This is a genomic window from Enterococcus larvae (genome assembly GCF_017830045.1).
Taxonomy (GTDB): Bacteria; Bacillota; Bacilli; order Lactobacillales; family Enterococcaceae; genus Enterococcus_L; species Enterococcus_L larvae.
The window spans coordinates 238,436-258,441 of record NZ_JAEDXU010000001.1; the positions used below are offsets into that span (position 1 = coordinate 238,436).

At 39.2% G+C, this 20,006-nt stretch carries 27 protein-coding genes and 1 pseudogene; 8 read left to right on the top strand and 20 right to left on the bottom strand.

The window, feature by feature from the left end; translation table 11 throughout:
* Positions 1-3: 3 nt before the first annotated feature.
* Genes I6N96_RS01160 through I6N96_RS01180 form a run of 5 tightly spaced genes read right to left on the bottom strand, consistent with a single transcriptional unit; the run spans position 4 to position 4,570 of the window.
* A complete protein-coding gene (locus tag I6N96_RS01160; RefSeq protein ID WP_209555664.1) occupies positions 4-1,584 on the bottom strand; it encodes a DEAD/DEAH box helicase in 1,581 nt (526 codons plus the stop codon).
* Positions 1,585-1,635: 51 nt separating this feature from the next.
* A complete protein-coding gene (locus I6N96_RS01165; RefSeq protein WP_209555665.1) occupies positions 1,636-2,415 on the bottom strand; it encodes a hypothetical protein in 780 nt (259 codons plus the stop codon).
* A 3-nt stretch (positions 2,416-2,418) separates the two neighbouring features.
* Entirely contained in the window at positions 2,419-2,859 is a 441-nt protein-coding gene (locus I6N96_RS01170) for a replication terminator protein (protein WP_209555666.1), read from the bottom strand.
* Between the two features lie 18 nt (positions 2,860-2,877).
* Positions 2,878-3,480 (bottom strand): hypothetical protein, encoded by a 603-nt coding sequence (locus I6N96_RS01175; RefSeq protein WP_209555667.1) that lies wholly within the window; start codon positions 3,478-3,480, stop codon positions 2,878-2,880.
* A gap of 13 nt (positions 3,481-3,493) precedes the next feature.
* Positions 3,494-4,570, bottom strand: a complete 1,077-nt coding sequence (locus I6N96_RS01180; protein ID WP_209555668.1) for an ATP-binding protein — start codon at positions 4,568-4,570, stop codon at positions 3,494-3,496.
* A 51-nt stretch (positions 4,571-4,621) separates the two neighbouring features.
* On the opposite strand from I6N96_RS01180, the gene I6N96_RS01185 reads away from it, so the two are divergent.
* Positions 4,622-4,798, top strand: a complete 177-nt coding sequence (locus I6N96_RS01185) for a hypothetical protein (RefSeq protein WP_209555669.1) — start codon at positions 4,622-4,624, stop codon at positions 4,796-4,798.
* Here I6N96_RS01185 and I6N96_RS01190 read toward each other — a convergent pair.
* The 13 genes and pseudogenes from I6N96_RS01190 to I6N96_RS01245 form a co-directional block, all read right to left on the bottom strand.
* Entirely contained in the window at positions 4,786-4,938 is a 153-nt protein-coding gene (locus I6N96_RS01190) for a hypothetical protein (protein WP_209555670.1), read from the bottom strand. The two genes, I6N96_RS01185 and I6N96_RS01190, sit on opposite strands and share 13 nt — an antisense overlap.
* A gap of 2 nt (positions 4,939-4,940) precedes the next feature.
* Positions 4,941-6,251 (bottom strand): AAA family ATPase, encoded by a 1,311-nt coding sequence (locus I6N96_RS01195; RefSeq protein ID WP_209555671.1) that lies wholly within the window; start codon positions 6,249-6,251, stop codon positions 4,941-4,943.
* Between the two features lie 2 nt (positions 6,252-6,253).
* Positions 6,254-6,481, bottom strand: a complete 228-nt coding sequence (locus I6N96_RS19675) for a hypothetical protein (RefSeq protein WP_245186798.1) — start codon at positions 6,479-6,481, stop codon at positions 6,254-6,256.
* A gap of 267 nt (positions 6,482-6,748) precedes the next feature.
* Positions 6,749-7,300: pseudogene (locus I6N96_RS19970) on the bottom strand (pentapeptide repeat-containing protein); the annotation flags it as partial.
* Between the two features lie 18 nt (positions 7,301-7,318).
* Positions 7,319-7,765 carry a hypothetical protein gene (locus I6N96_RS01205; protein WP_209555673.1) on the bottom strand — a complete coding sequence of 149 codons (447 nt, stop codon included), beginning with the start codon at positions 7,763-7,765 and terminating at the stop codon, positions 7,319-7,321.
* Between the two features lie 23 nt (positions 7,766-7,788).
* The gene (locus I6N96_RS01210) at positions 7,789-8,616 is read right to left on the bottom strand and encodes a helix-turn-helix domain containing protein (protein ID WP_209555674.1); all 828 of its coding nucleotides are present in this window, start codon (positions 8,614-8,616) and stop codon (positions 7,789-7,791) included.
* Between the two features lies 1 nt (position 8,617).
* Complete coding sequence (locus tag I6N96_RS01215; protein ID WP_209555675.1) at positions 8,618-8,809, bottom strand: hypothetical protein; 192 nt, start codon at positions 8,807-8,809, stop codon at positions 8,618-8,620.
* Positions 8,810-8,814: 5 nt separating this feature from the next.
* Entirely contained in the window at positions 8,815-9,057 is a 243-nt protein-coding gene (locus tag I6N96_RS01220) for a hypothetical protein (RefSeq protein WP_209555676.1), read from the bottom strand.
* On the bottom strand, positions 9,054-9,242 hold the full coding sequence (locus tag I6N96_RS01225; protein ID WP_209555677.1) for a hypothetical protein: 189 nt from the start codon (positions 9,240-9,242) through the stop codon (positions 9,054-9,056). Before I6N96_RS01225 ends, I6N96_RS01220 begins: the two co-directional genes overlap by 4 nt.
* Positions 9,243-9,245: 3 nt before the next feature.
* The gene (locus tag I6N96_RS01230) at positions 9,246-9,545 is read right to left on the bottom strand and encodes a hypothetical protein (RefSeq protein WP_209555678.1); all 300 of its coding nucleotides are present in this window, start codon (positions 9,543-9,545) and stop codon (positions 9,246-9,248) included.
* Between the two features lie 30 nt (positions 9,546-9,575).
* Positions 9,576-9,941: a hypothetical protein gene (locus I6N96_RS01235; RefSeq protein WP_209555679.1), complete on the bottom strand. Its 366-nt coding sequence runs from the start codon at positions 9,939-9,941 to the stop codon at positions 9,576-9,578.
* Positions 9,942-9,953: 12 nt separating this feature from the next.
* On the bottom strand, positions 9,954-10,778 hold the full coding sequence (locus tag I6N96_RS01240; protein ID WP_209555680.1) for a BRO-N domain-containing protein: 825 nt from the start codon (positions 10,776-10,778) through the stop codon (positions 9,954-9,956).
* Positions 10,779-10,833: 55 nt separating this feature from the next.
* Entirely contained in the window at positions 10,834-11,070 is a 237-nt protein-coding gene (locus I6N96_RS01245; protein WP_209555681.1) for a helix-turn-helix transcriptional regulator, read from the bottom strand.
* A gap of 175 nt (positions 11,071-11,245) precedes the next feature.
* Here I6N96_RS01245 and I6N96_RS01250 point away from each other — a divergent pair, with 175 nt between their 5' ends.
* From I6N96_RS01250 to I6N96_RS01280, 7 genes are all read left to right on the top strand, one after another.
* Positions 11,246-11,683, top strand: a complete 438-nt coding sequence (locus tag I6N96_RS01250) for a helix-turn-helix domain-containing protein (RefSeq protein WP_209555682.1) — start codon at positions 11,246-11,248, stop codon at positions 11,681-11,683.
* A complete protein-coding gene (locus tag I6N96_RS01255) occupies positions 11,673-12,788 on the top strand; it encodes an ImmA/IrrE family metallo-endopeptidase (RefSeq protein ID WP_209555683.1) in 1,116 nt (371 codons plus the stop codon). The genes I6N96_RS01250 and I6N96_RS01255 overlap by 11 nt, the downstream gene beginning before the upstream one ends.
* Before the next feature lie 100 nt (positions 12,789-12,888).
* Positions 12,889-13,188 carry a zinc-ribbon domain-containing protein gene (locus I6N96_RS01260; RefSeq protein WP_209555684.1) on the top strand — a complete coding sequence of 100 codons (300 nt, stop codon included), beginning with the start codon at positions 12,889-12,891 and terminating at the stop codon, positions 13,186-13,188.
* Between the two features lie 112 nt (positions 13,189-13,300).
* Complete coding sequence (locus I6N96_RS01265) at positions 13,301-14,422, top strand: tyrosine-type recombinase/integrase (RefSeq protein WP_209555685.1); 1,122 nt, start codon at positions 13,301-13,303, stop codon at positions 14,420-14,422.
* Between the two features lie 489 nt (positions 14,423-14,911).
* Complete coding sequence (locus I6N96_RS01270; protein WP_209555686.1) at positions 14,912-16,042, top strand: baeRF6 domain-containing protein; 1,131 nt, start codon at positions 14,912-14,914, stop codon at positions 16,040-16,042.
* 239 nt (positions 16,043-16,281) lie between these two features.
* On the top strand, positions 16,282-16,683 hold the full coding sequence (locus tag I6N96_RS01275) for a hypothetical protein (RefSeq protein WP_209555687.1): 402 nt from the start codon (positions 16,282-16,284) through the stop codon (positions 16,681-16,683).
* Positions 16,684-17,181: 498 nt separating this feature from the next.
* Positions 17,182-17,382: a cold-shock protein gene (locus I6N96_RS01280; RefSeq protein ID WP_086275065.1), complete on the top strand. Its 201-nt coding sequence runs from the start codon at positions 17,182-17,184 to the stop codon at positions 17,380-17,382.
* Between the two features lie 195 nt (positions 17,383-17,577).
* Here the strand turns inward: I6N96_RS01280 and icd are convergent, their stop codons facing one another.
* The gene (gene icd, locus I6N96_RS01285; RefSeq protein WP_209555688.1) at positions 17,578-18,855 is read right to left on the bottom strand and encodes an NADP-dependent isocitrate dehydrogenase; all 1,278 of its coding nucleotides are present in this window, start codon (positions 18,853-18,855) and stop codon (positions 17,578-17,580) included.
* Complete coding sequence (locus I6N96_RS01290) at positions 18,852-19,994, bottom strand: citrate/2-methylcitrate synthase (protein ID WP_209555689.1); 1,143 nt, start codon at positions 19,992-19,994, stop codon at positions 18,852-18,854. The genes icd and I6N96_RS01290 overlap by 4 nt, the downstream gene beginning before the upstream one ends.
* Positions 19,995-20,006: the final 12 nt, after the last annotated feature.

Sequence of the window (20,006 nt, forward strand, 5' to 3'; positions counted from 1 at the left end):
TTACTATGCTCCTTTGTATTCTTTCGGATTTACTCCTGAAGGTAATCGCCAGCCATTCGCAGCAATACGATCAATCAAGTTTCTTGCATTGTCGAACCGCCATGTTCCTACATGACCAAATCCATATCTTTCCAGTAAACGTATTTGTTTAGGAGTTGCCAAGCCTTCTGCGCGACGTTTTTCCAATCGCTCCATCAATTTAGCTGCTTTACCAGCATTCTCAATCTGATCTGGAAGAATCCCCATCTTTTCAAGTGCCTTAACTTGTTTATCAGACGGTGGCCCCATCTCCCAACCAAAGGCCGGTACATAACTGGACAAATCTTCTGCTTGAATACTCATCTCAAATTGAAGCGGATCAACAAGTTTCTTCTTGCGTTTCTTCATTTGCTCCAATTGTTTCGCAAGCGCCTCTTCACGTTGAGCAACAACATCCTCAGCAGCCTTGACCTCTGCCTCTTCTAAATCTAGCGGAACGCCTGCCTTTTCGATGTTCTCGGTCATCTTCTTGGCTACTTCTACATTTTCAGCGATCAAATGGGCCGGATGACAAAGCTCATGACGTTCTGTGTGCCATAAGAAATCAATTAGCAACAGTTCTTCCTTTCCAGGAAACAAGCGAGTCCCACGACCTACCATTTGGCTATACAGGCTTCGCACCTTTGTGGGACGCAATACAATCACACAGTCAACGCTCGGACAATCCCAACCTTCAGTTAATAACATAGAGTTACATAGAACGTTATATTTATCGTTCTCAAAATCTTCTAGTATTTCTGCACGGTCTTTGCTGGTTCCATTGATCTCAGCCGCACGAAAGCCCTTTTGATTTAATATCTCAGTAAATTTCTGACTGGTTTTGACTAATGGCAGAAAAACGACAGTCTTTCTATCTTTACAATATTCCAGCATTTCCTCAGCAATAGATTCCAAATATGGATCAAGTGCCGTACCTAAATCTTTGGTTTTAAAGTCACCTGCCTGTTGCCCTACACTAGATAGATCTAATTTCAATGGAACAGTCACCGCTTTAATTGGTGACAAAAATCCTTCTTTGATAGCTTGAGGCAAGCTACACTCATACGCCAATGAATCAAAATAGCTGCCTAGATTTTTCATATCTCCACGGTCTGGCGTTGCGGTTACTCCTAAAACATTGGCAGATTCAAAATATTTTAATACACGTTGATACCCGTCGCTGATACAATGATGGGCTTCATCAATAATGATATTGTCAAAGTGATCTGGCGGAAACTGCTTTAATCGCTTTTCGTTTTGAAGTGTCTGAACAGATCCAACCACTACCCGGAACCAACTACCGACAGAAGTCTGTTCTGCCTTTTCCGTGGCACATTTTAAGCCTGTACTTTTTTCAAGCTTATCGGCTGCCTGTTCTAACAACTCACCACGATGGGCAAGTACCAGTGTTCTATCTCCATCACGAGTAACATCTTCAATAATTTTGCTGAAGACAATTGTTTTGCCTGTTCCTGTTGGTAAGACTAGTAGCGTCTTTTTATTCCCATCGGTCCATTCCTTTTTTACAGCTTCCCTTGCTTCTTGTTGGTATGGTCGTAATTCCAATTTCTCACCTACTTTCAAGTTAGGAAAAGGCGGATAAACCGCCCTTCCAATTTATGCTATTAAAGTGATTCGTCCTGCATCAATTTGTTCTTTCAACTCATCGTGTAAATATTCACGGATGTTAACGATCGCCTGATTTCTCCATGCTCCACCGTCAGCTTCATAAATAGCAGCACGAGGACCGTCTTTCATTCTGAATACAAACTGGCTTGCTGGCTGTTCTACTTCTAAAAATGTTCGATATGGAGCCAATAAAACAGGGTTTGGAACCTGAACATTTGCTTGAGAGGCAACCCCCTGATTGATTGTGATTGCCTGACTTACACCATCATCACTAGCTTGTTTTACATTTTTCTCAGCTACATTTCCAACTACTTGTAATAAAAGCGCTCTGTCATCTTTTAACTCAGGATCTCCGTCCTCTTCTAACAGGCTGATAAATTTCGACTGTAACGCAATGTTGAATTCTTCCATTTCGTGGAAATAATCAAAGTGGAAATTCGGTACAATCGCAGAAGCCTTTGCCAATACTTCTCGACTTCCATCAATATCCAAAAGCCCTTTGAGATATACTGTATCTTCATTTTTCACATGAACAATCAGCTTATCGCCCTCTCGATCAAGTTTAGATTTCACATAATTGACGAACCCACTTAAGGTATTGATCGTGAGTGTTTCTTTTGCATGATAGACACGAGGAGTAATCTCAGTAGCCTCGCCACGGTTATCAATAACCAACCATCTTTCATCATTATCAAAACTAATAAGACGATCCTCCGGTGCGATCCCTGATTCTTTCAATTCCAAAATTGCTTCTCTAGTTAAGTCCATTTTTTATCCTCTTTTCTGTTGTAAGTTTATGATTTGTTGTTGCTGTGCTTCTTTTGCTGCTTCTTCTTTTTCAATCACATCAATTGGCTCACCAACATCTGTTTTAGGCTGGCCATCTGTCGGATCGATAAATGTTTGCCCTGGCACCTCAGATTTCAATTCACGAGCTGCAACCTTACCAGTAGAAAAATCTTTTCCTGTGAGAATAGTAGTATCAAAATCACGGACAGGAGCCAATGCTGTTGTAAAGCTACTATTTAAATTAACAACTTGACGGTTATCATCTGGCTTAAATTCAAGCTTAATCGTAACTGTACGTTTATCTTTGGCCTTGGTATTCGGATCATGGATATTATTGAATATTTTTTCCAATTCTCCATCCAATTTTTCTTGGATGGCTCCATTTGCTAGTTCTACTAAATCTAATTCAATTTCTTTACTCATGTTCCTTGTCCTTTCTGGCTAAAATGCCCCTGGTGTAAATCCGCCCTGCTGTTGCGGCGGTTGCTTTTGTGTCGTAGGTTGGCTATAGTTTTGCTGAGTTGCTGGCTGTGTGTAATTTTGTTGCGGCGGTTGATAACCAGTTGCCGCTTGATTTAGCTGCTGAATAATTTCCGGCATAGGTTTATCCTGGTAGTAAGATGCATCCTTACCATAGAATGATTGAACCTCGTTGTATTTATTGCCGTTGTATTCGCGATTTTTAACCTTACAAGCTCCCGTAGCACCGAGGACAGCCCCCCAGTTCATCTGAGTTGGCTCTCCTTTTCTCTTCAATCCTATAGCGGAGAAGAAAGCTGACAGCATTCCCTCTGTAGAGCTATGAAGAAATAATCTGTGTCTGATTATCGCTTCACCTTGAGGTGATTCAACTTTTAACGTAAGATTTGCTTCATTACATGGTGGCATTTTTGCATTGGGACCTGGAGTGTAGCGTCCTCTCTCGAATTTAGTGACCTCAAAAATGTAGTCTCCTGGTGTAAGAAGGACATAATCAGGTGCATCTTGTTGTATGGAGTCTTCCCATCCTAATTCGTGATCTGGTTGATTATTCATGTTTTGCATTTATTTTTTCCTCCTAAAATTTTTGTGTAGATCGAATGTCCTCAATCATTTTATATACGTCATTCCAAGCTCCTACGAGTACCCCATCAATAAAGCTGGGATCATAGTTTGAAATGGGTGTATCTGTTGTATAGTAGCCTTTGCTGCCAACTGCCTGTTGAATTTCAATAGGTAAAACATTGTGTAATTTCATCAAGTCAGAAAGTCCTGTTGGGATCCCCGAAAAGTCTGGCTCTTCCCTAGCAAGGTTTTCTTTTGGTGGTTCGATATCTGCAACTGGCTCGCTCACAGGCTGCTGTGATCCATCTGCTACTTGAGAAGCATCTAAAGGTTGGCTAACTTCTGGCGTAGGCGTAGGTTCTGGAGTTAATGGCGGTTGTTTAATCTGGAAAATGCCTGCAATCAAATTAAAATCCATGTCTAATTGATCTGGTAGTTCAAAACGATTCTTTGCATCCCAAGCCGGATGATGAGTTGTATAAATAACTCGTTTCCCGCCTTGAGCCTTCTTTTTACCGTCCTGACCATCAGCAATTACTATCGTTTTATAATTACAGAACAAAACCATGTCCGCCCATTCTTTTGCCAATGGTGCATTTTTCTTTTCAAGCTTCAATTCCCACCGATCATAAGAACCAAGCTCATCTGGTTGATCAAATTTTCTAATTTGAGCGTGCGCTGTCAATACCACATTAATTCCAGCTTCTACTAAATCAGATAATTTATTGAGCAGCCGCCCCCACTCTGTAGCCAAAGCGACATACCGGACACCGTATCCTGTGGCATCAATCGCTTGCCAACCGTTTGCACTCATTAGATAGTTCTTGCAGAGTTCTTCTGCCCAGTCCGCTGTATCAATTACCAATGTCTGACAAGGCCGATTCATTTTTACATAATCTACTTGTTGTAGAAGCATCGTCCAGCTAGTTGGCTTATCAAATCTGGCTACATCCATGTTGCTCGTACTGCCTTCCGTATCAATAAACAATGGGTCTGGAAATTGAGCCGCAAAGGTTGATTTTCCGATCCCTTCAGGTCCATAAACGACTACTTTCTGAGCTTTTGCTACTCTTCCTTTAGTAATATTCATTAAAATTTATTCCATCCTTTCGTGTATAATAAATTGCAGGAGGTGATACTATTGTCTAAAACATTAAATGATGTCGCTCATGAGCTGACTCTTCTTTCGCTTGAAAAAAATGTCGATACAATCTGGACATTTCAAGATGCAGCAGAGAATTTTAAAAATACTCATGAACAGTTGTTAAGCGAATTAAAGAAAGTCTATGAAACAGATGATAAAAACTACTTAGTTTGATTATTTTTTTTTAGTTTCTTTTTTTCACGCATTTCTTCAATTTGTTTCATCATCATTGATTTCTCAGGGTAAGCAATTACCTTGAGACTTTGATTTATTTCTTGCAACTCTTTTAAAAATGCTCTTGCCAGTTTATACATAATTAAAACTTCCCTTCTTCCCATGTAGTATTATTATGTTGTGGAGTCTCACCAGCAACATATCCATCCTCAATAATGATGGAACATTCTTCTCCGGTACTTACCCGCGTTGCAATTGCCTGCAAGCCTTCCTGTTCCAACCATTGACCAAACTCATTCAGTGTAGGCATATCCATCTGTTCCAGCTTATCCAGTAAGATAAAGCCACATTGAGGTTTTAGCTTCCGCACAATCGCTGTTGATACTTTCAGTTGATCCGATCCAGACATGTTGTCCCATCGTTGACCGTTGTAAATCAATTCTCCTTCAGTAACTGATAGCCCTGGCAGTGGAAGGTCAGCTTTGTTCAGCAATTCAATCTTTTGTTTTCGTAACTCTTCAATCTGGCCGGATAGCATGTCATATTGCTCTCTGTATTGCGCAGCATCCTCTTCAGCCTTATCTTTATCAAGGTTGGTTCTCACTTTGCGATTGATTTCATCAATTTCAGCGATATTTTTTTCAAGCTCTGCTGTTGATTCATCTTGAAGACTTGTAGCTGACTGTTCAGCAACAACTAAATCTGATCTGGTTTTTTCGTGGGCTGTCTTCGCTTCTGCCAACTTTATTTGCATATCATTAATTTGCTTATTTAGAAGATCAATGTTGACCTCTTCCTGTCTAAATCTGTCTTCAATTTGGGTTAGCTGCAGCCGCTTTTGCTGGTTTTCACCGTTACGTGCTAAAACCTGTTGTTGCTGCTGAATCAATTCAGATACAGAAACAAGCTCTTTAGGTGCATCCGGGTAATAGTCTTGCTCCTTGGCAAATTTATCTTTCTGGTCAGCGATCTGGCCAATAGCATGCCGCTGGTTGTAAATCTGCTGTTCCTCATATTCGATTTTTGCCAGCTGGTCACCTACCCCGATGATCTGCAGTAGTGTTTGAGCTTTCTCTTTCCCAGTTGATTCCATGAACTTGGGCAGATCAATGGCCAACTCTTCCACAAAGCTATTTAGTAGTTGCTGGCCACCCTTGTTCCCTTCTGGATCAAGCACTTTCAAATCGCTATTTTTTCCATGACGCTCCACAACAAGCCCATTGCTCATTACTATATGCAAATGTGGTGGCACTGCTGATCCTTCCCGATGCGGTTCACTTGGTCGGTGCTTATTCCCTCCCAAAGCCCAAGCGATTGCATCCAAGACGCTGGTTTTCCCTTGGTTATTATTTCCGCCCACAATTGTTAGACCGCTGGCTGACGGCTCAATTTTGACCGCCTTCACACGTTTCACGTTTTCGATTTCAAGTTTGTTTATTTTTATTGACGACATAGCTAGTCCTCCAACTCTATATTTTCTGATTTCGCATGAACATCTACTCCAGTGATTTTCTCAAACTTAACGGCATCGAAATTCGGAATAGTTAATATAGCAGCTTTATCATCCGTTGATAGCTTGTTCCAATAGTCCTGAAATGCTTCACGATATGTCTGTTCATTACGTTTTAGGTAGCCACCAGTTGTTTTGTACGTTGGATTTTGTTCTTTTTCTTCGTCACTCATGTCGTCATCCCAAATCCACTCAATGGGAGAATAATAGAATCTTTCTAAAACTCTTCGTCCATCATGCCAATACCAATCTTCCCATGTGATATCTGATTCTTTGTCAAAGAACATAGGATTGTGGGAAACAGTGTTAAAGCAACCAGCATTACGGTCTGACAGGTTCCAGTCGCCTGTGTTCCGGTTGCCTGTGTTCCAGTCGCCTGTGTTCCAGTTGCCTGTGTTCCAGTCGCCTGTGTTCCGGTTGCCTGTGTTCCAGTTGCCTGTGTTCCGGTTGCCTGTGTTCCAGTCGCCTGTGTTCCAGTTGCCTGTGTTCCAGTCGCCTGTGTTCCAGTCGCCTGTGTTCCAGTCGCCTGTGTTCCGGTTGCCTGTGTTCCAGTTGCCTGTGTTCCAGTTGCCTGTGTTCCAGTCGCCTGTGTTCCAGTCGCCTGTGTTCCAGTCGCCTGTGTTCCAGTCGCCTGTGTTCCAGTCGCCTGTGTTCCAGTTGCCTGTGTTGCAGAGGCCACTATTTCCTTTCCCTTGATTGACCATAGTCAGCATTTCTTCCCACGTAATTTCTTTTACAATGCGGATTTCATCTGTTACTGATTTATCATCGCGAGATTGAACATTTCCGATCGCTTCAATTTCAGCCACCTTGTTATCAGGATCGAAAGAGTAGTAATTGAAGCAATCTGATAACTTTTCGCAGAAATGAAAACCTTCTTCACATAGCCCGATGTTTCCATTGTGTGTATATGTTTTGCCAACCTCATACTTAAAATGGCGACAAGTCCAGTCTGGATGGAATACTTTGTAACCTTTAATAGTTTTAGTCATAGTGTTATTTCCTCCTGATTATTTTTTCTTTTTCGTTTTTCTCCACGGCTGATCTAGTTCAATGAAATACACATTTTTCTCATCATGCTTGATATCAAATTGGTAATTGTAAACATTAAAGTTGACTAAATCAGTTTCTTCCATTAAATAATTTGCAACACTAGTAAAAGATGCCGTTAGCGCTGTGCTTTTGGTCGTACTTCTCAGTTTGAGAGAATCTGGCACCTCTTCAGTAAGAAACTGCATCGCTAGCATGTTTTTTGACAACATAAATCGAGCATGTGTATAACGGTTTTTCTGTAGTTCTTCACTGAAAAATGAGCCGAACCGAATCTGACCACTACCTAGGCTCACAATTGGCTTTTCAATGCGTTGCCCTCCGCCAGCTCTCTTAGTAATTTCAATCGGAGTAAATGTATTAAAACGAGATTGTTGGTCTTTTTGATCAAAATTAAATTTTCCCATATTCCTGTTTTTTCCTTTCTATGCTACAATGTAGCTAACTTATTATTTATTTCTTGGCTTGTGTCGTCTGCAAACGATACAGGCTCTTTTTTTATTGCAAGTAGCTGCCCATCAGTTGAAAAGAAATTGATAGTCTTCTCTGATCCAGCGATAACGGTGGTCATAATGACCTGAATCATCTGAGATTGCGTTTCGATTTGGACATCAGTCTGTGCTTTATTTTCCATAGCTGGCTTCTTCTCCTTCTTTTTATATTGAGCGAATCTGGCATCATTGAATCGGTTCATGGCTTGCTTAGACTTAACACTCGTTTTAGTACGGTCAGATTGGACGGTAATGACTCCATCTTTTCTAAGTCGCCCGATTTTGCCAGCCACTTGTTGGTATGTTTTATTGCAAATTTTTTGTAAATAGTCGTAGTTATTGACAAATCCATTTTCATCAAAAGTCACATTTTCAATAAGAATCGCTTTTTCTTTAGCTTTCCAGCTTCTTCTATTTCGCGATAGCTTCTTTGAGTCGTTCAATCGTTTTACCCTATTGGCAACTCCGGAAGGTGTACGATTCAAATTGTTCCCGATCTCTTCATGAGTAACCCCTTTTTTATAGAGTGCAATAAGCTTTTTATCCTCTGCTACTGACCATGGTCTTTTATGGCTATCAAAAGCATTTTCACGCTGGACTTTAGGGAGATCTCCATCACGCTGTAATCCATAGATTTTGCTTTTAACAGATTCTTTTGTCCGCCCAAGTTTCTTAGCCATTTCAGGTATATTCAACACCTCGTTGGTCTCAGCTAAAAGAGCCACCCTTTTAACATATTGAACTTCCTTGGTTGTCCACATCTTCATATCAGCACCCCACTCTCACAAGTTCCTCATGAATCAGTCGATACTCCTCCCAGTCCTCAGTTAACTGCTTGGATAGCTTAGCATCCCAATTTTTCAATGGCTTAGAATTTTCATAGCGGATTTGCATTTCAAGATTGACCACTTTTTCTTGAATCGCTTGTCTGATTAATTTATTTTGTTTTTCTGTCAGCATCGCCTTTACCTTCTTCCTGCCAAGAAACTAGCAAAGTTCACAATCCCAATCGCTACACGATCTTTAAAATTTCTCCACTTAATTCTGACTTTTTCCTCTGGAATATTTAGACACTCACCAATAAACCACCCAGCTATCAACGGATATACGTACATCATGAATACCTGAAAACTTTTGAACTCAGTAACACATATGATAGTCATTGCAACAATCGACACCGCCAAAATAATTCTTGTTGTGTATTTCATATCATCATCTCCCTATTTTTTATTTCCAGAAGGCGGAGCTCCTCTAGTTCTTCTGCGACTTGTTTTATTTTGTAATCAGTCAACTCTTTAGCTTTTTTCAATAAGTCGCGTTCTTCTTGGATTGCCTTCCGCCTCCATTTGATTAATTGAAGAATTTGTTTTTCTTGATCCGTCGTATATGACAATCGCTATCCCTCCCATTCATCCATGATCTGATCACAGATTTCTTTTGCCTTTTCAGCGTTGTAATAACATTTACCATTTGCCTTCCTTCGTTCAATTGCAATCATTCTCGGATCTGAAAAGAAGTCCTCTATAGCAGCATCAACTGATCTGGAATACTGACGAGCCAGTTCCTTACGATCCCAGGTATAACGCTCCAACTCTATACGCTTAACTTCATTTTCAATTGCTCCAGAAAGCATCTTATTGAGAATTTTGAACACCAGATCATATAGCGCCCTCTGTAATGCGCCTTCCTCATTCATAGATCAGCTCTCCTTTCGTAGCCCAGAAGCTTAAATTTCAACATCTACCTTCAAATTAAATTTACCGATTTCTTCCATTAAAACTTCGGCTTCTACGAGTAATCGATGAAGTGAGTCTGTTTTATCAAGCAGTTCTGCAATGTTTGTTTCAACCTTTATAGAAATATTTTCTGATATAAATTCCGGCTTATCTTCTGTTGAAGTCTTATCTAACAAGGGATTAACAATGACAGATTTGAGTTGCCCGCCTGAATATAAAAGGCCAGATGTAATTTCTCCACAACTAGAAACGAATGATCCGTCAATTCCCCACCCGGTGCACCAACCTGCTTCTTCTCCTGTTATTAAAGCAGTGTTTTTTCTGTATCCTCTTTGATATGGATGTTTCTTTTTCATGTGTATAGCCTCCTACATGCCATATTGAACATGATATTTTTTGTTTGACCCTTGAATTTTAGATGGATAATTTTGATCCTCTAACCAAGTTCTAACTTTGTCCAATACAGATTCTGTATATTTAGTCACTGACCCGCTCCAACCACCAACTGACTCAGGTAAAATTTCAAATTCTTCTTCCGAAATATCTATATAAGTATTGATCAGTTGACTAACTGCAGTACCATGTGGTTTTCCCTTTTTTGATAGAACACCTAATATTTTCGCAATTTGCTCACAATCGAATAACTTCTGTTTTAATTTAGGCATTTCCAGCAGCTTCTCACCGGTCAATATTTCTACAGCTTTATTTTGAAGTAAAGATTTATTTACATCTGTAGTAGCATTTCTAGAAAGCTCCTCAAGCAATTTCGCTTGTCGAGCATTTGCATTTTTCAAGCGTGCCTCTGCATTCATACGTTTGATGGCAAGATCATCCTGATGCTTGGGCTGTGATGATTTGTACGACCCAGTTTTTCTAATTTGTGGTAACACATCGACTGCTAACCAATCTTGAAATTCTTCTGCTGTTGCATTGCCGGCTTTGAATGCTAATTTGTATACCATTGACTCACTGATATAATCACCCGAGCTAATTTTAGTTTCGCCCACTTGTGGTCGAAGGTAACTGTTTACACGATCCCACCGAATACTCGTGTATTGCTTCCCATTTTTTATTTCAGTTTTGGTAAACCCTAAGCTTTTTACCACTGATTCAACATCAAACAAAAATTCTCCATCTGACATTTGTACTGCAATTGAAAATAAATCGTTACTAAATTTTTGAATATCTTTCATTTTAAATTTCCTCCTTTAATTTAATGAAATAATCTCCGCGTTATTTAAAGAAATATCAACATGTTCTTTTTCGATAATAACGATTAAACTCGTTTTCGTCTCCAAAAAAAATGGAGTCTTCTGAAATGAAATATACTTCTGGTAAAAGTTCTAAATATTCTCGTTTCATCTTCTTCGGATTTTCCTCCCAGCTAGCCAATGTTTGATAATGTACACCGAATTTATTTGCTGCATCTTTTTGCGATAGACCGACAAGTAACCTAGCTGCCTTTAAAGAAATTTTTTTACTCACTGCTCTTCCTCCTTTCCTTATATCCATAATATAACGAGTTTACTCGTTATGTCAACGATTTATCTCGTTATTTTGAATAAAAAACAGTGTTCTTTAAATATTTACTTCTTGAAAAAGACGAGAAAACTCGTTATCATATAGAATGTATACATAATTTGTAAGGAGTGAAAATAACATGGGAAGATCACCATTAACAGAATTCGAAATCGGCCTTCGCGAAATTATATCTAACAATTTAAAAAAGGTCACTCGAGGGAAAACCCAAGCTCAAATTTCTGATATCACCGGAATTCCTCCATCCACACTATCTGGATATTTTGCAAAACGGTCAACAATCACTGAAGAGAATTTGAATATTATTTCAGAAAAATTCAATGTAGATAGATCAGAAATCGATCCACGGTACGCAAAAAATGGTTTTACTTATGGAAATGAATCTGAGTCAAAATTTTCTACGGTCGTTAGTCTTGAGGACTTAAAAAAGAGTATCCAACCTATTTCTCCTAAAGGCAGAGCCATAGGGCGAGGCTTTGATCAACTTGATGAAGAAAAACAAGATTTATTTGAAAAACTTTTACTCCAAATGCAAGAAGATGATGAAGATGACGACTAAACTCCCTAGTAAAGCTCGATATTCTAGATCCACTTCCAGAGCCTTACTTTTTCTAACTAAAGAAGAAATTCAAGATTTCCCTGTTGATATGGTTAAAGTTTGCAAAAAATTTGGAATCAAGTTGAAAAAATATTCTACATTAGCAAAAAAAAATAACGTTAGTGTAGAAGTTATAGGGATGGCTTTTAAGTCTCAACTTGGATACATATACTTAAGTCCAGAAGATAAATATATCATCTCATACAATGACACTTTGCCCAAAGGTTTAGTTAGATTTACTTTGGCTCATGAATTTGGCCATTTTTTTCTTAGTCACTTAGAAGATTTTGAAGAGACAGAACTCAGATATAACTCGCTCGTACCTTATTCAAAAGAACATGAATCTCTCGAACGAGAAGCAAACTGTTTTGCTAGAAACATCCTTTCCCCAACTCCAGTAGCTACCTTGTTCCATTCGAATTCTACTTTGTCCCTACAATATTTTTTCGGACTAACGTATACTGCGGCTCAAGTGAGAATGTCAAGCCTAGAGATGGACAAAAAAAATTTGGAAAGCATACTATATAGATTAGGATCAAAGTCAAATCAACCGGTTCGATACTTATCAGATATACAGCTTCGATACAAAACTCTTTGTCACTGCGATACATGCAATGGAGAATTCCATACTGAGCTTGGGCACTATTGCCCCTATTGCGGGGAATCTTCTATATTTAATATAGATTTAAATAGCTATTCTGTATTTAGAGAATTTGGAGGAGATAAAGTGGAATACACCAGAATAGAAACAAACGAAAATAGGACTCCGTTAAAATGTCCAAGATGTGAATATGAAAGTCTCGAAGATAAGTTCAATTACTGTCCAATGTGTTCTATTCGAATTCATAATGAGTGTCTCGGCTCAGAAAAAGATAAATTTGAAGAAGACCACCATGGAAATTGGACAGAGAGACCCATACACGAAAGGATTCAATATGGATGTGGAGGATATTTGGACGGCGGATTTCGATATTGCCCTCATTGTGGCTCAGAAACATCTTATTCTAAACAAAAGCTCTTGGCAGATTGGAAGGAAGAAAAGAACGCACTCGATATTTTTGAATAAAAAAATAGGCTAACCAGTGTTGCTGCGCTGATCAGCCCGATGTCCTCATTTTCATGAGTATTATGTAAAATAATTATATCACATGAAATGAGGTTATTAAATGGAGGGTCAAGAATTCTATTGTCCGAAATGTAATCACAGTTTGGTAAATCGAGAAAGTTTCTGCCCAAACTGCGGACAAAAGATAATCTATACAGATTCTGTTGAATATCAAGAAGCTTTGAAGGCATATCAAAATAGCGGTTGGGCAAAGACAGGAAAGTTTTTAGAAAAGACGGGAAACACAATGAATAATGCGGGAAACAGTATGCAAAAAACTGGGGAAAATATGACCTCAGGGTGCACTGCTCCATTTGTCATTCTAATAATTATCGTAATTTTAGCAATGATTCTATTTTAATTAAAAACACATCCCCCGCCCGATCAAGAACGAGGATGTGCTACTGAAAATAAAACCTAAGTAGGCCTATTTAACTATGCCTATTTTAACAGAAAATGGGAGTGTGAACAACTTGAGACAAAAACAATGGTCAGAGAGATTTAAACACGTTTTTTCTTACAAAAAGAAATCAGGTGTTGCGTGGGGTTATCGTTACCCATACTATAATTCTATGGGTCAAAGAATCGAAGCATTTGAGAGTGGAATCGTCTCGGAGAAAAAGGCTTATCAAAAACTAGTTAATGTAATCAATGAAATAGAAAACGGGAACAAAAGTCTTCTTGATAGTAAAAATTTGCTCATAAAAGATTGGGCTGATACCTGGGTAGATTTCTACCAAAACACCTGGTCACCAAATACATTGAAAAATACTCAACAAGCTCTTAAACAAGCTATCCTGCCCATGTTGGGAAAAATGAAGTATTCAGAGTTAGATAAAGTAAAATATAAAGAAAATTTCCTTAAACCTTTGTTGAAAAAATATAAACCAGCTACAGTACGTCTCTTCCACCGTAGATTTATGACCATGACTAATGCTGCAGTTGAGCACGACAAACTGGATAAAAATAGAATGACTGGCATCAAAATCCCTCAACCTGAAAAAGAGATAAAAGCTTTTACCAAGGAAGAACTGAAAAAGTTCAATGTTGAGCTCCAAAATGAAGAAATTATTTCTAAAGCTTTGTTCACTCTCATTTTAAGCACTGGCTTGCGCCTTGGTGAGGCTTTGGGGCTTACTTGGATAGATGTAGACCTATCTCGTAGAATGATTGATGTGAACAAATCCAGAGGCGCCACAGGCATCGGAACAACAAAGACTTTTTCATCTAATCGAAAAATTGTCATTGATCAAAATACGAAAGCTATTCTTGAAGAACTAAAATTTCAGACGCCATTTGACAAACCGATTGATTATCTCTTCATGAATGAATATGGTAATCCCTATAGTCCGGTCAATGCACGTTATTCCTTCAATAGAATCATTCAAGCGGCAGGTGTTCGAAATATTACTATCCACGGATTGCGCCATACCCATGCTACTTTCTTATTAGAGGCTGACGCAAATATAAAATATGTATCTGCACGACTTGGACATAAAAAAATAAGCACCACATTGGATACTTATACCCATATCCTTGAGAATAAAGAGACAGAAACAGCGGATTTATTCGGTCAAATCATGGACGATTTATGATAAAACTGTGGAACATTTGTGGAACGTAGTCAAAAATTGAACAAATCAGAAAAATAAGACAACAACCAAATACATAATAATCCTTTATATATCAACGATTTAAAGACATAAAAAAACCACCACATCGGGTAATGTGGTGGAAATGAAGGTTGTTATTTACTCTTGGTAGGAGTAAGTATGAAAAACCAATTCGGGATAATTGGCATACACCCATTTTATTACAGATTGAAACAGCAAACATGAGGAAGCTCTATGTATTTATTAAAATTTCCATGAGAAAACCTCGTTTCTTCCCTTTTTCCTGCGGATCATATCATTTTAAACATTCCCATCCTTGTGCTACACTTTTTATATATAAATCCTGCTAAATAAATAAGCTGCACCATTTATTTTTTCTTCCCTATTACAGGCGAAGAAACCCCTTACAAGAAAATGGATTTAACAGGTGCTATACAGATAGAAAACGTTTCACTATAGGAGGAATTGATTATGTCAGATAATGGAAAAACTCGTTTCAATGAACTGCTCTCAGATGAAATTCAAGGTCCTTTTGTCACGTTTGTTTTGAATACTCACGTTGCTCATCAAGATATCAGTAAAGATGTTCTTGCTTTCAAAAATCTTGCAAAAGCAGCAAAAATACGATTCGAAAAACGATTCGCTGATTTTGATTGGGCACCATTTCAGAAAAAGATCAACGAACTGGAAGCAGACGCTTCATTTTGGAGAAGCACCACAAAGAGTATCACTATCATTTTCACGAAAGAAGAAACTTTCTTATATAGATTGAATGTGCCAGTGGATGATCAATATTACGTTGGTAAAAAGCCTTACTTACTTGGTATTATCAAGGATCAGCAGTTTACCTATGACTATTATCTCCTAGCACTCAATAGAGATTCCATGGCCTTATATCTTGTCAAAGGCTCAGACGTTACAGCGGTTGATCTGCCTGAGGATGCTCCAACGGATTTAGTTGGTACGCTCGGTGATGAACTGACTGGCGGCAACCTAAATTATTCAACAGGTTCCGGATCAGGCTATAACGGTTCAGGAAAAGAAGGTGTGACCTATCACGGCGTAAGTACAAAAGATGAAGAGGTAGAAATCGACTGGGTCAATTACTATCAAGCCATTGATGCTTATTTCAAAGACACATTTGAAAATCCTGAAAAGCTGCCGATTTTCTTATATGCACTGCCAGAGAATCAGACAGTATTCAAAAAAATTGCCAAAAACCCTTATTTAGACACTCGAGCAGCGGTTTCAGCATCTCCTGCTCAGGCATCAATCAAAGAAATCAAGGCTGGGGCTGAAAAAATCAGTCAGGAACTGGAAACGTTGGAAACAGGCTCCTATAATGAGCTTTTAGATAAAAAATTTGTCGATCAACTGGTTGACATTGTTCCAGCTGCTAAAGAAGGACGCCTATCTCACTTCTTTATTGCGACAGAAAATTTTGTCAACGAGACTACTGAAATGTCTTCTGAAGAGTTTGATCGCAGAAAGCTGTTGAATAATACAGCTTATGCAGTGATCCAAACCGGCGGCAAAGTGTTTGTCCTTAATCAGCAAGCTGCACCAGATGAAAAATCACTAACAGGGATTTTGAGATACTAGTATGTTCTAGCAATAACAAAAACAGAAGAGCCTCTAGCAGATTAACTGATCTATCTGCTAGAGGCTCTTCTGTTTTTCACAGGATTGCTTCTTCAAAAACTTCATTCCTTATGATAAAGTAATAGATAATAGTTTGATAGTTCATATGAAGTAAAAGGGAAAAGGTTGTTTTGTGGGCACTGAAAGGCTGCCCGCATTTTAATTGAACTTTACTATCAAACGATGAAAGGAGTAATGAAATGAATAATTCAAAAAACTATAATAGAAAAGGTCCAAAGCCTCCAAACTTTTTTATTGGAATCGGCCTATTGGGGATCGGTCTGTTTCTATTTTTCAATCAGCTGACGGTCAGTTCTTCATGGTTCAGTTACGGTATGTTTAGAATTGGGGGAATATGGATTTCCAATGGCTGGACGGTCCTCCCTTTAGTTATTGGTATTGTTATGATTTTCAATAATACTAAATCAGTTGTTGGAAAGATTTTGGCAATAATCGGTGTGCTTCTTATTCTTGTCAGCATCGTCACTACTGTTCATATCCGTTTATCAAGAACTTCGCTGTTTTCTTATATCCTGATGCTTACTTTTATCATCGGTGGAGCCAATCTTATTTTCAAATCGTTAGCTCTAAAGCGAAATTAGCGGTTTTTCTCCTGAAAATTAGACGTACCCGCAACACTTTCTCAAGCGTTGCGGGTACTTTTTATTATTAAGTTCATTCAATACTTTGTTAGCTAGAAACTCAGGGCAAAACTACTATCTATTAGCGTTCAGCGAATGACTCTCACCTAAACAATTTGAACCCTTCCTACTTTCAAATCTATGCAGCTCCAAGACTGCGCCTTCGGAATAGATTTCTTCAAGTTACTCACTGTTTCGCTTTCATATTCAAATGCTTAATGTAACAATAGTATACCATATAATAATTTGATAGAAATAAAATAATTTTACACTAATGAAAAATTTAATAATTGGTCTATTTGCTATGCAAATGGAAAAATGTATGTTATAGTAATAAATGTAGTTTTTGTTCGGTAATATATGTGTAGTTGTTTCATTGATATAGTAAACATCCTCCACATTTTCACCTTTCAAGTAATTGCAAAATAATTTTTTGAAACATAAGGAGGATTTTCTATCATGGAAACAGGTACAGTAAAATGGTTTAACTCAGACAAAGGTTTTGGATTTATCACTGCTGAAAACGGAAACGACGTTTTCGTACATTTCTCAGCTATCCAAGGCGACGGATTCAAAACTTTAGAAGAAGGTCAAGCAGTTACTTTCGACATCGAAGACGGACAACGCGGACCACAAGCTACTAACGTTAACAAAGCTTAATTAAACTTAAACTTTTTAGCCTGACTTCGGTCAGGCTTTTTTTGTTGCTTCAAAACAACGGTCAGCCTTTTCAAGCAAGCGCAAACAAGCTGTTCTTCTCTCTACTAAAGAGTCAGCACAGCTTGTTATTTTTTTGTGCGCACCTCTTGTCGACTGCATTATAAAATAGCTAGACTCCTCCGCAGTCAACTGCAGTTATGCTTTTTCAATCCATTCAACGAGCAAATTTCCAAACTCTGAACATTTCAGACTCTCTGCTTTGTCCATCTGGTCAGCAAAGTCCTTCGTTACTTTCTTAGAAGCAATCGCTGCGGCAATGCTATCTGTAATGTATGCAGCTGCTTCCGGCCACCCCAAATAATCAAACATCAATGCTCCTGACAGCAATAAGGAGGATGGATTCAATTGATCTAGCCCAGCATATTCAGGTGCAGTTCCATGAGTCGCTTCAAAAATGGCATGACCTGACTGCAAATTCATATTTGCCCCTGGTGCAATACCAATCCCTCCAACCTGAGCTGCCAGCGCATCAGAGATATAATCTCCATTTAAGTTCAAGGTTGCGATAACATCATACTGCTCTGGACGAATCAATATCTCCTGTAGGAAAATATCAGCGATCCGATCCTTGATGATAACCTTACCGTCTTGTTGTGCGCGGGTCAAGAGATTCTCAGCTGCTTCTGGTCCTTCCTGCTCTTTCGTGGATAGATACGTTTGCCAAGTAAAGACCTGATCGCCGAATTCGCGTTCAGCAAGGTCATAGCCCCATTGTTTAAAGCCGCCTTCAGTATATTTCATGATATTGCCCTTGTGTACCAAGGTAACAGACTTTCTTTTCTGGCGAATCGCCTGATCGATGGCTCCTCGAACCAGTCGTTCTGTTCCTTCCTTTGATACAGGCTTGATACCAATAGCAGACGTTTCAGGAAAGCGAATCTTTTCTGTTCCCAGCTCATCCTTCAAAAATGCAATCAGCTTCTCAGCTTCGTCGCTTCCAGCAGAAAATTCAATTCCAGCATAAATATCTTCAGTATTTTCTCTAAAAATCTGCATATCTGTCCGCTCAGGATGCTTCAGCGGAGAAGGTACTCCTTCAAAGTAGCGAACCGGACGATAGCAAATATAAAGATCCAGCTCCTGACGAAGAGTAACATTCAACGAACGAAATCCGCCGCCAATCGGCGTTGTCAACGGTCCTTTGATTGCTACAAGGTGCGTGCGAATCGCTTCAAGCGTCGCTTCAGGAAGCCATGTACCCGTTTGATTGTACGCCTTTTCTCCCGCAAGAGTTTCTTGCCAGATAACCTGTCTGGTTCCTTGGTACGCTTTTTGTACAGCTGCATCAAATACTTTTCTACTCGCTGCCCAGATTTCCGGACCAATACCGTCTCCTTCTATAAATGGAATGATTGGCTGATCCGGTACTTGTAATTTTCCATCCTTCATGGTCAGTTGTCCACTATGCTTCAAGCTTCCATTCCTCCTTGTTCACTACGATTGACTGGGTAATGCTCATGCCGTTCTCCCACATATAGTGATCTCGGACGAATCAGACAATCTTCAATTTTTTGCTCGTATATATGCCCCAACCAACCGGAAACTCTACTCATTGCAAATAATAGAGTAAATAAGTCACTGTCAATGTTCAAGCAATGATAAACTGTTGCCGAATAGAAATCGACGTTTGGTATCAATCCCTTTTTCTCTTTTAGGTACTGTTCAATCTGACAAGAAAGAAAATACCACTGCTGCTTTCCAGTAGATGCCGTCAATTCCTGTGCCATTCTCTTCAAATGCTTCTTACGAGGATCTTCTACTTTATAAACTCGATGACCAAAGCCCATGACCTTCTCTTTGCGATCCATTTTTTGATCTAGGTATTCTTCAACAGCCAAGGTGCCTTCATCGATCTCTCTAAGCATATCAAAAACCTTTTCGTTTGCTCCACCATGAAGAGGTCCCTTCAAGGAACCGATTGCTGCCGTGATGCAGGAGTATACGTCAGACATTGTAGATGCGCAAACCCTTGCAGTAAAAGTACTGGCATTGAAATCATGGTCTGCATGAAGCACGAGTGAACGATTCATCGCCTGTACATTCTTTTTCTCCGGTTCTTCTCCTGTCAGCATATACAGAAAGTTCGCTGCAAGTGCTGTACCGTCCTGTTTTGGAGGAATCGGATCAAGTCCACGACGAAGACGAGCATAAGCGGCAATAATCGTCGGCATTTTCGCTTGAATAGCCATGCTTTGATCACAAATTGCCTCTCGGTCTGTTTCTTCCGCATCTGGATCGAATACTCCTAAAAGTGAGATGGTTGAACGAAGAACACTCATTGGATGAAGGTTCTCACGCGTCTGGATTTTCAAACTAGTAATGATAGTATCTGAAACTGGCATCTGAGCATATAAAGCCTCTTGAAAACTTACTAATTCCTCTGCATCCGGTGCCCGTAAGTACCACAATAAATAGATCACTTCTTCAAAAAGAACATCCTTTTCAACCAATTCATCTATATTATATCCGGCAAACAGCAATTGATTTTCTACGATCGCACTGATTTTCGTCTCAGATACGACTACACCGTCCAAGCCTTTATGAACCTTCATTTGTATTCCTCC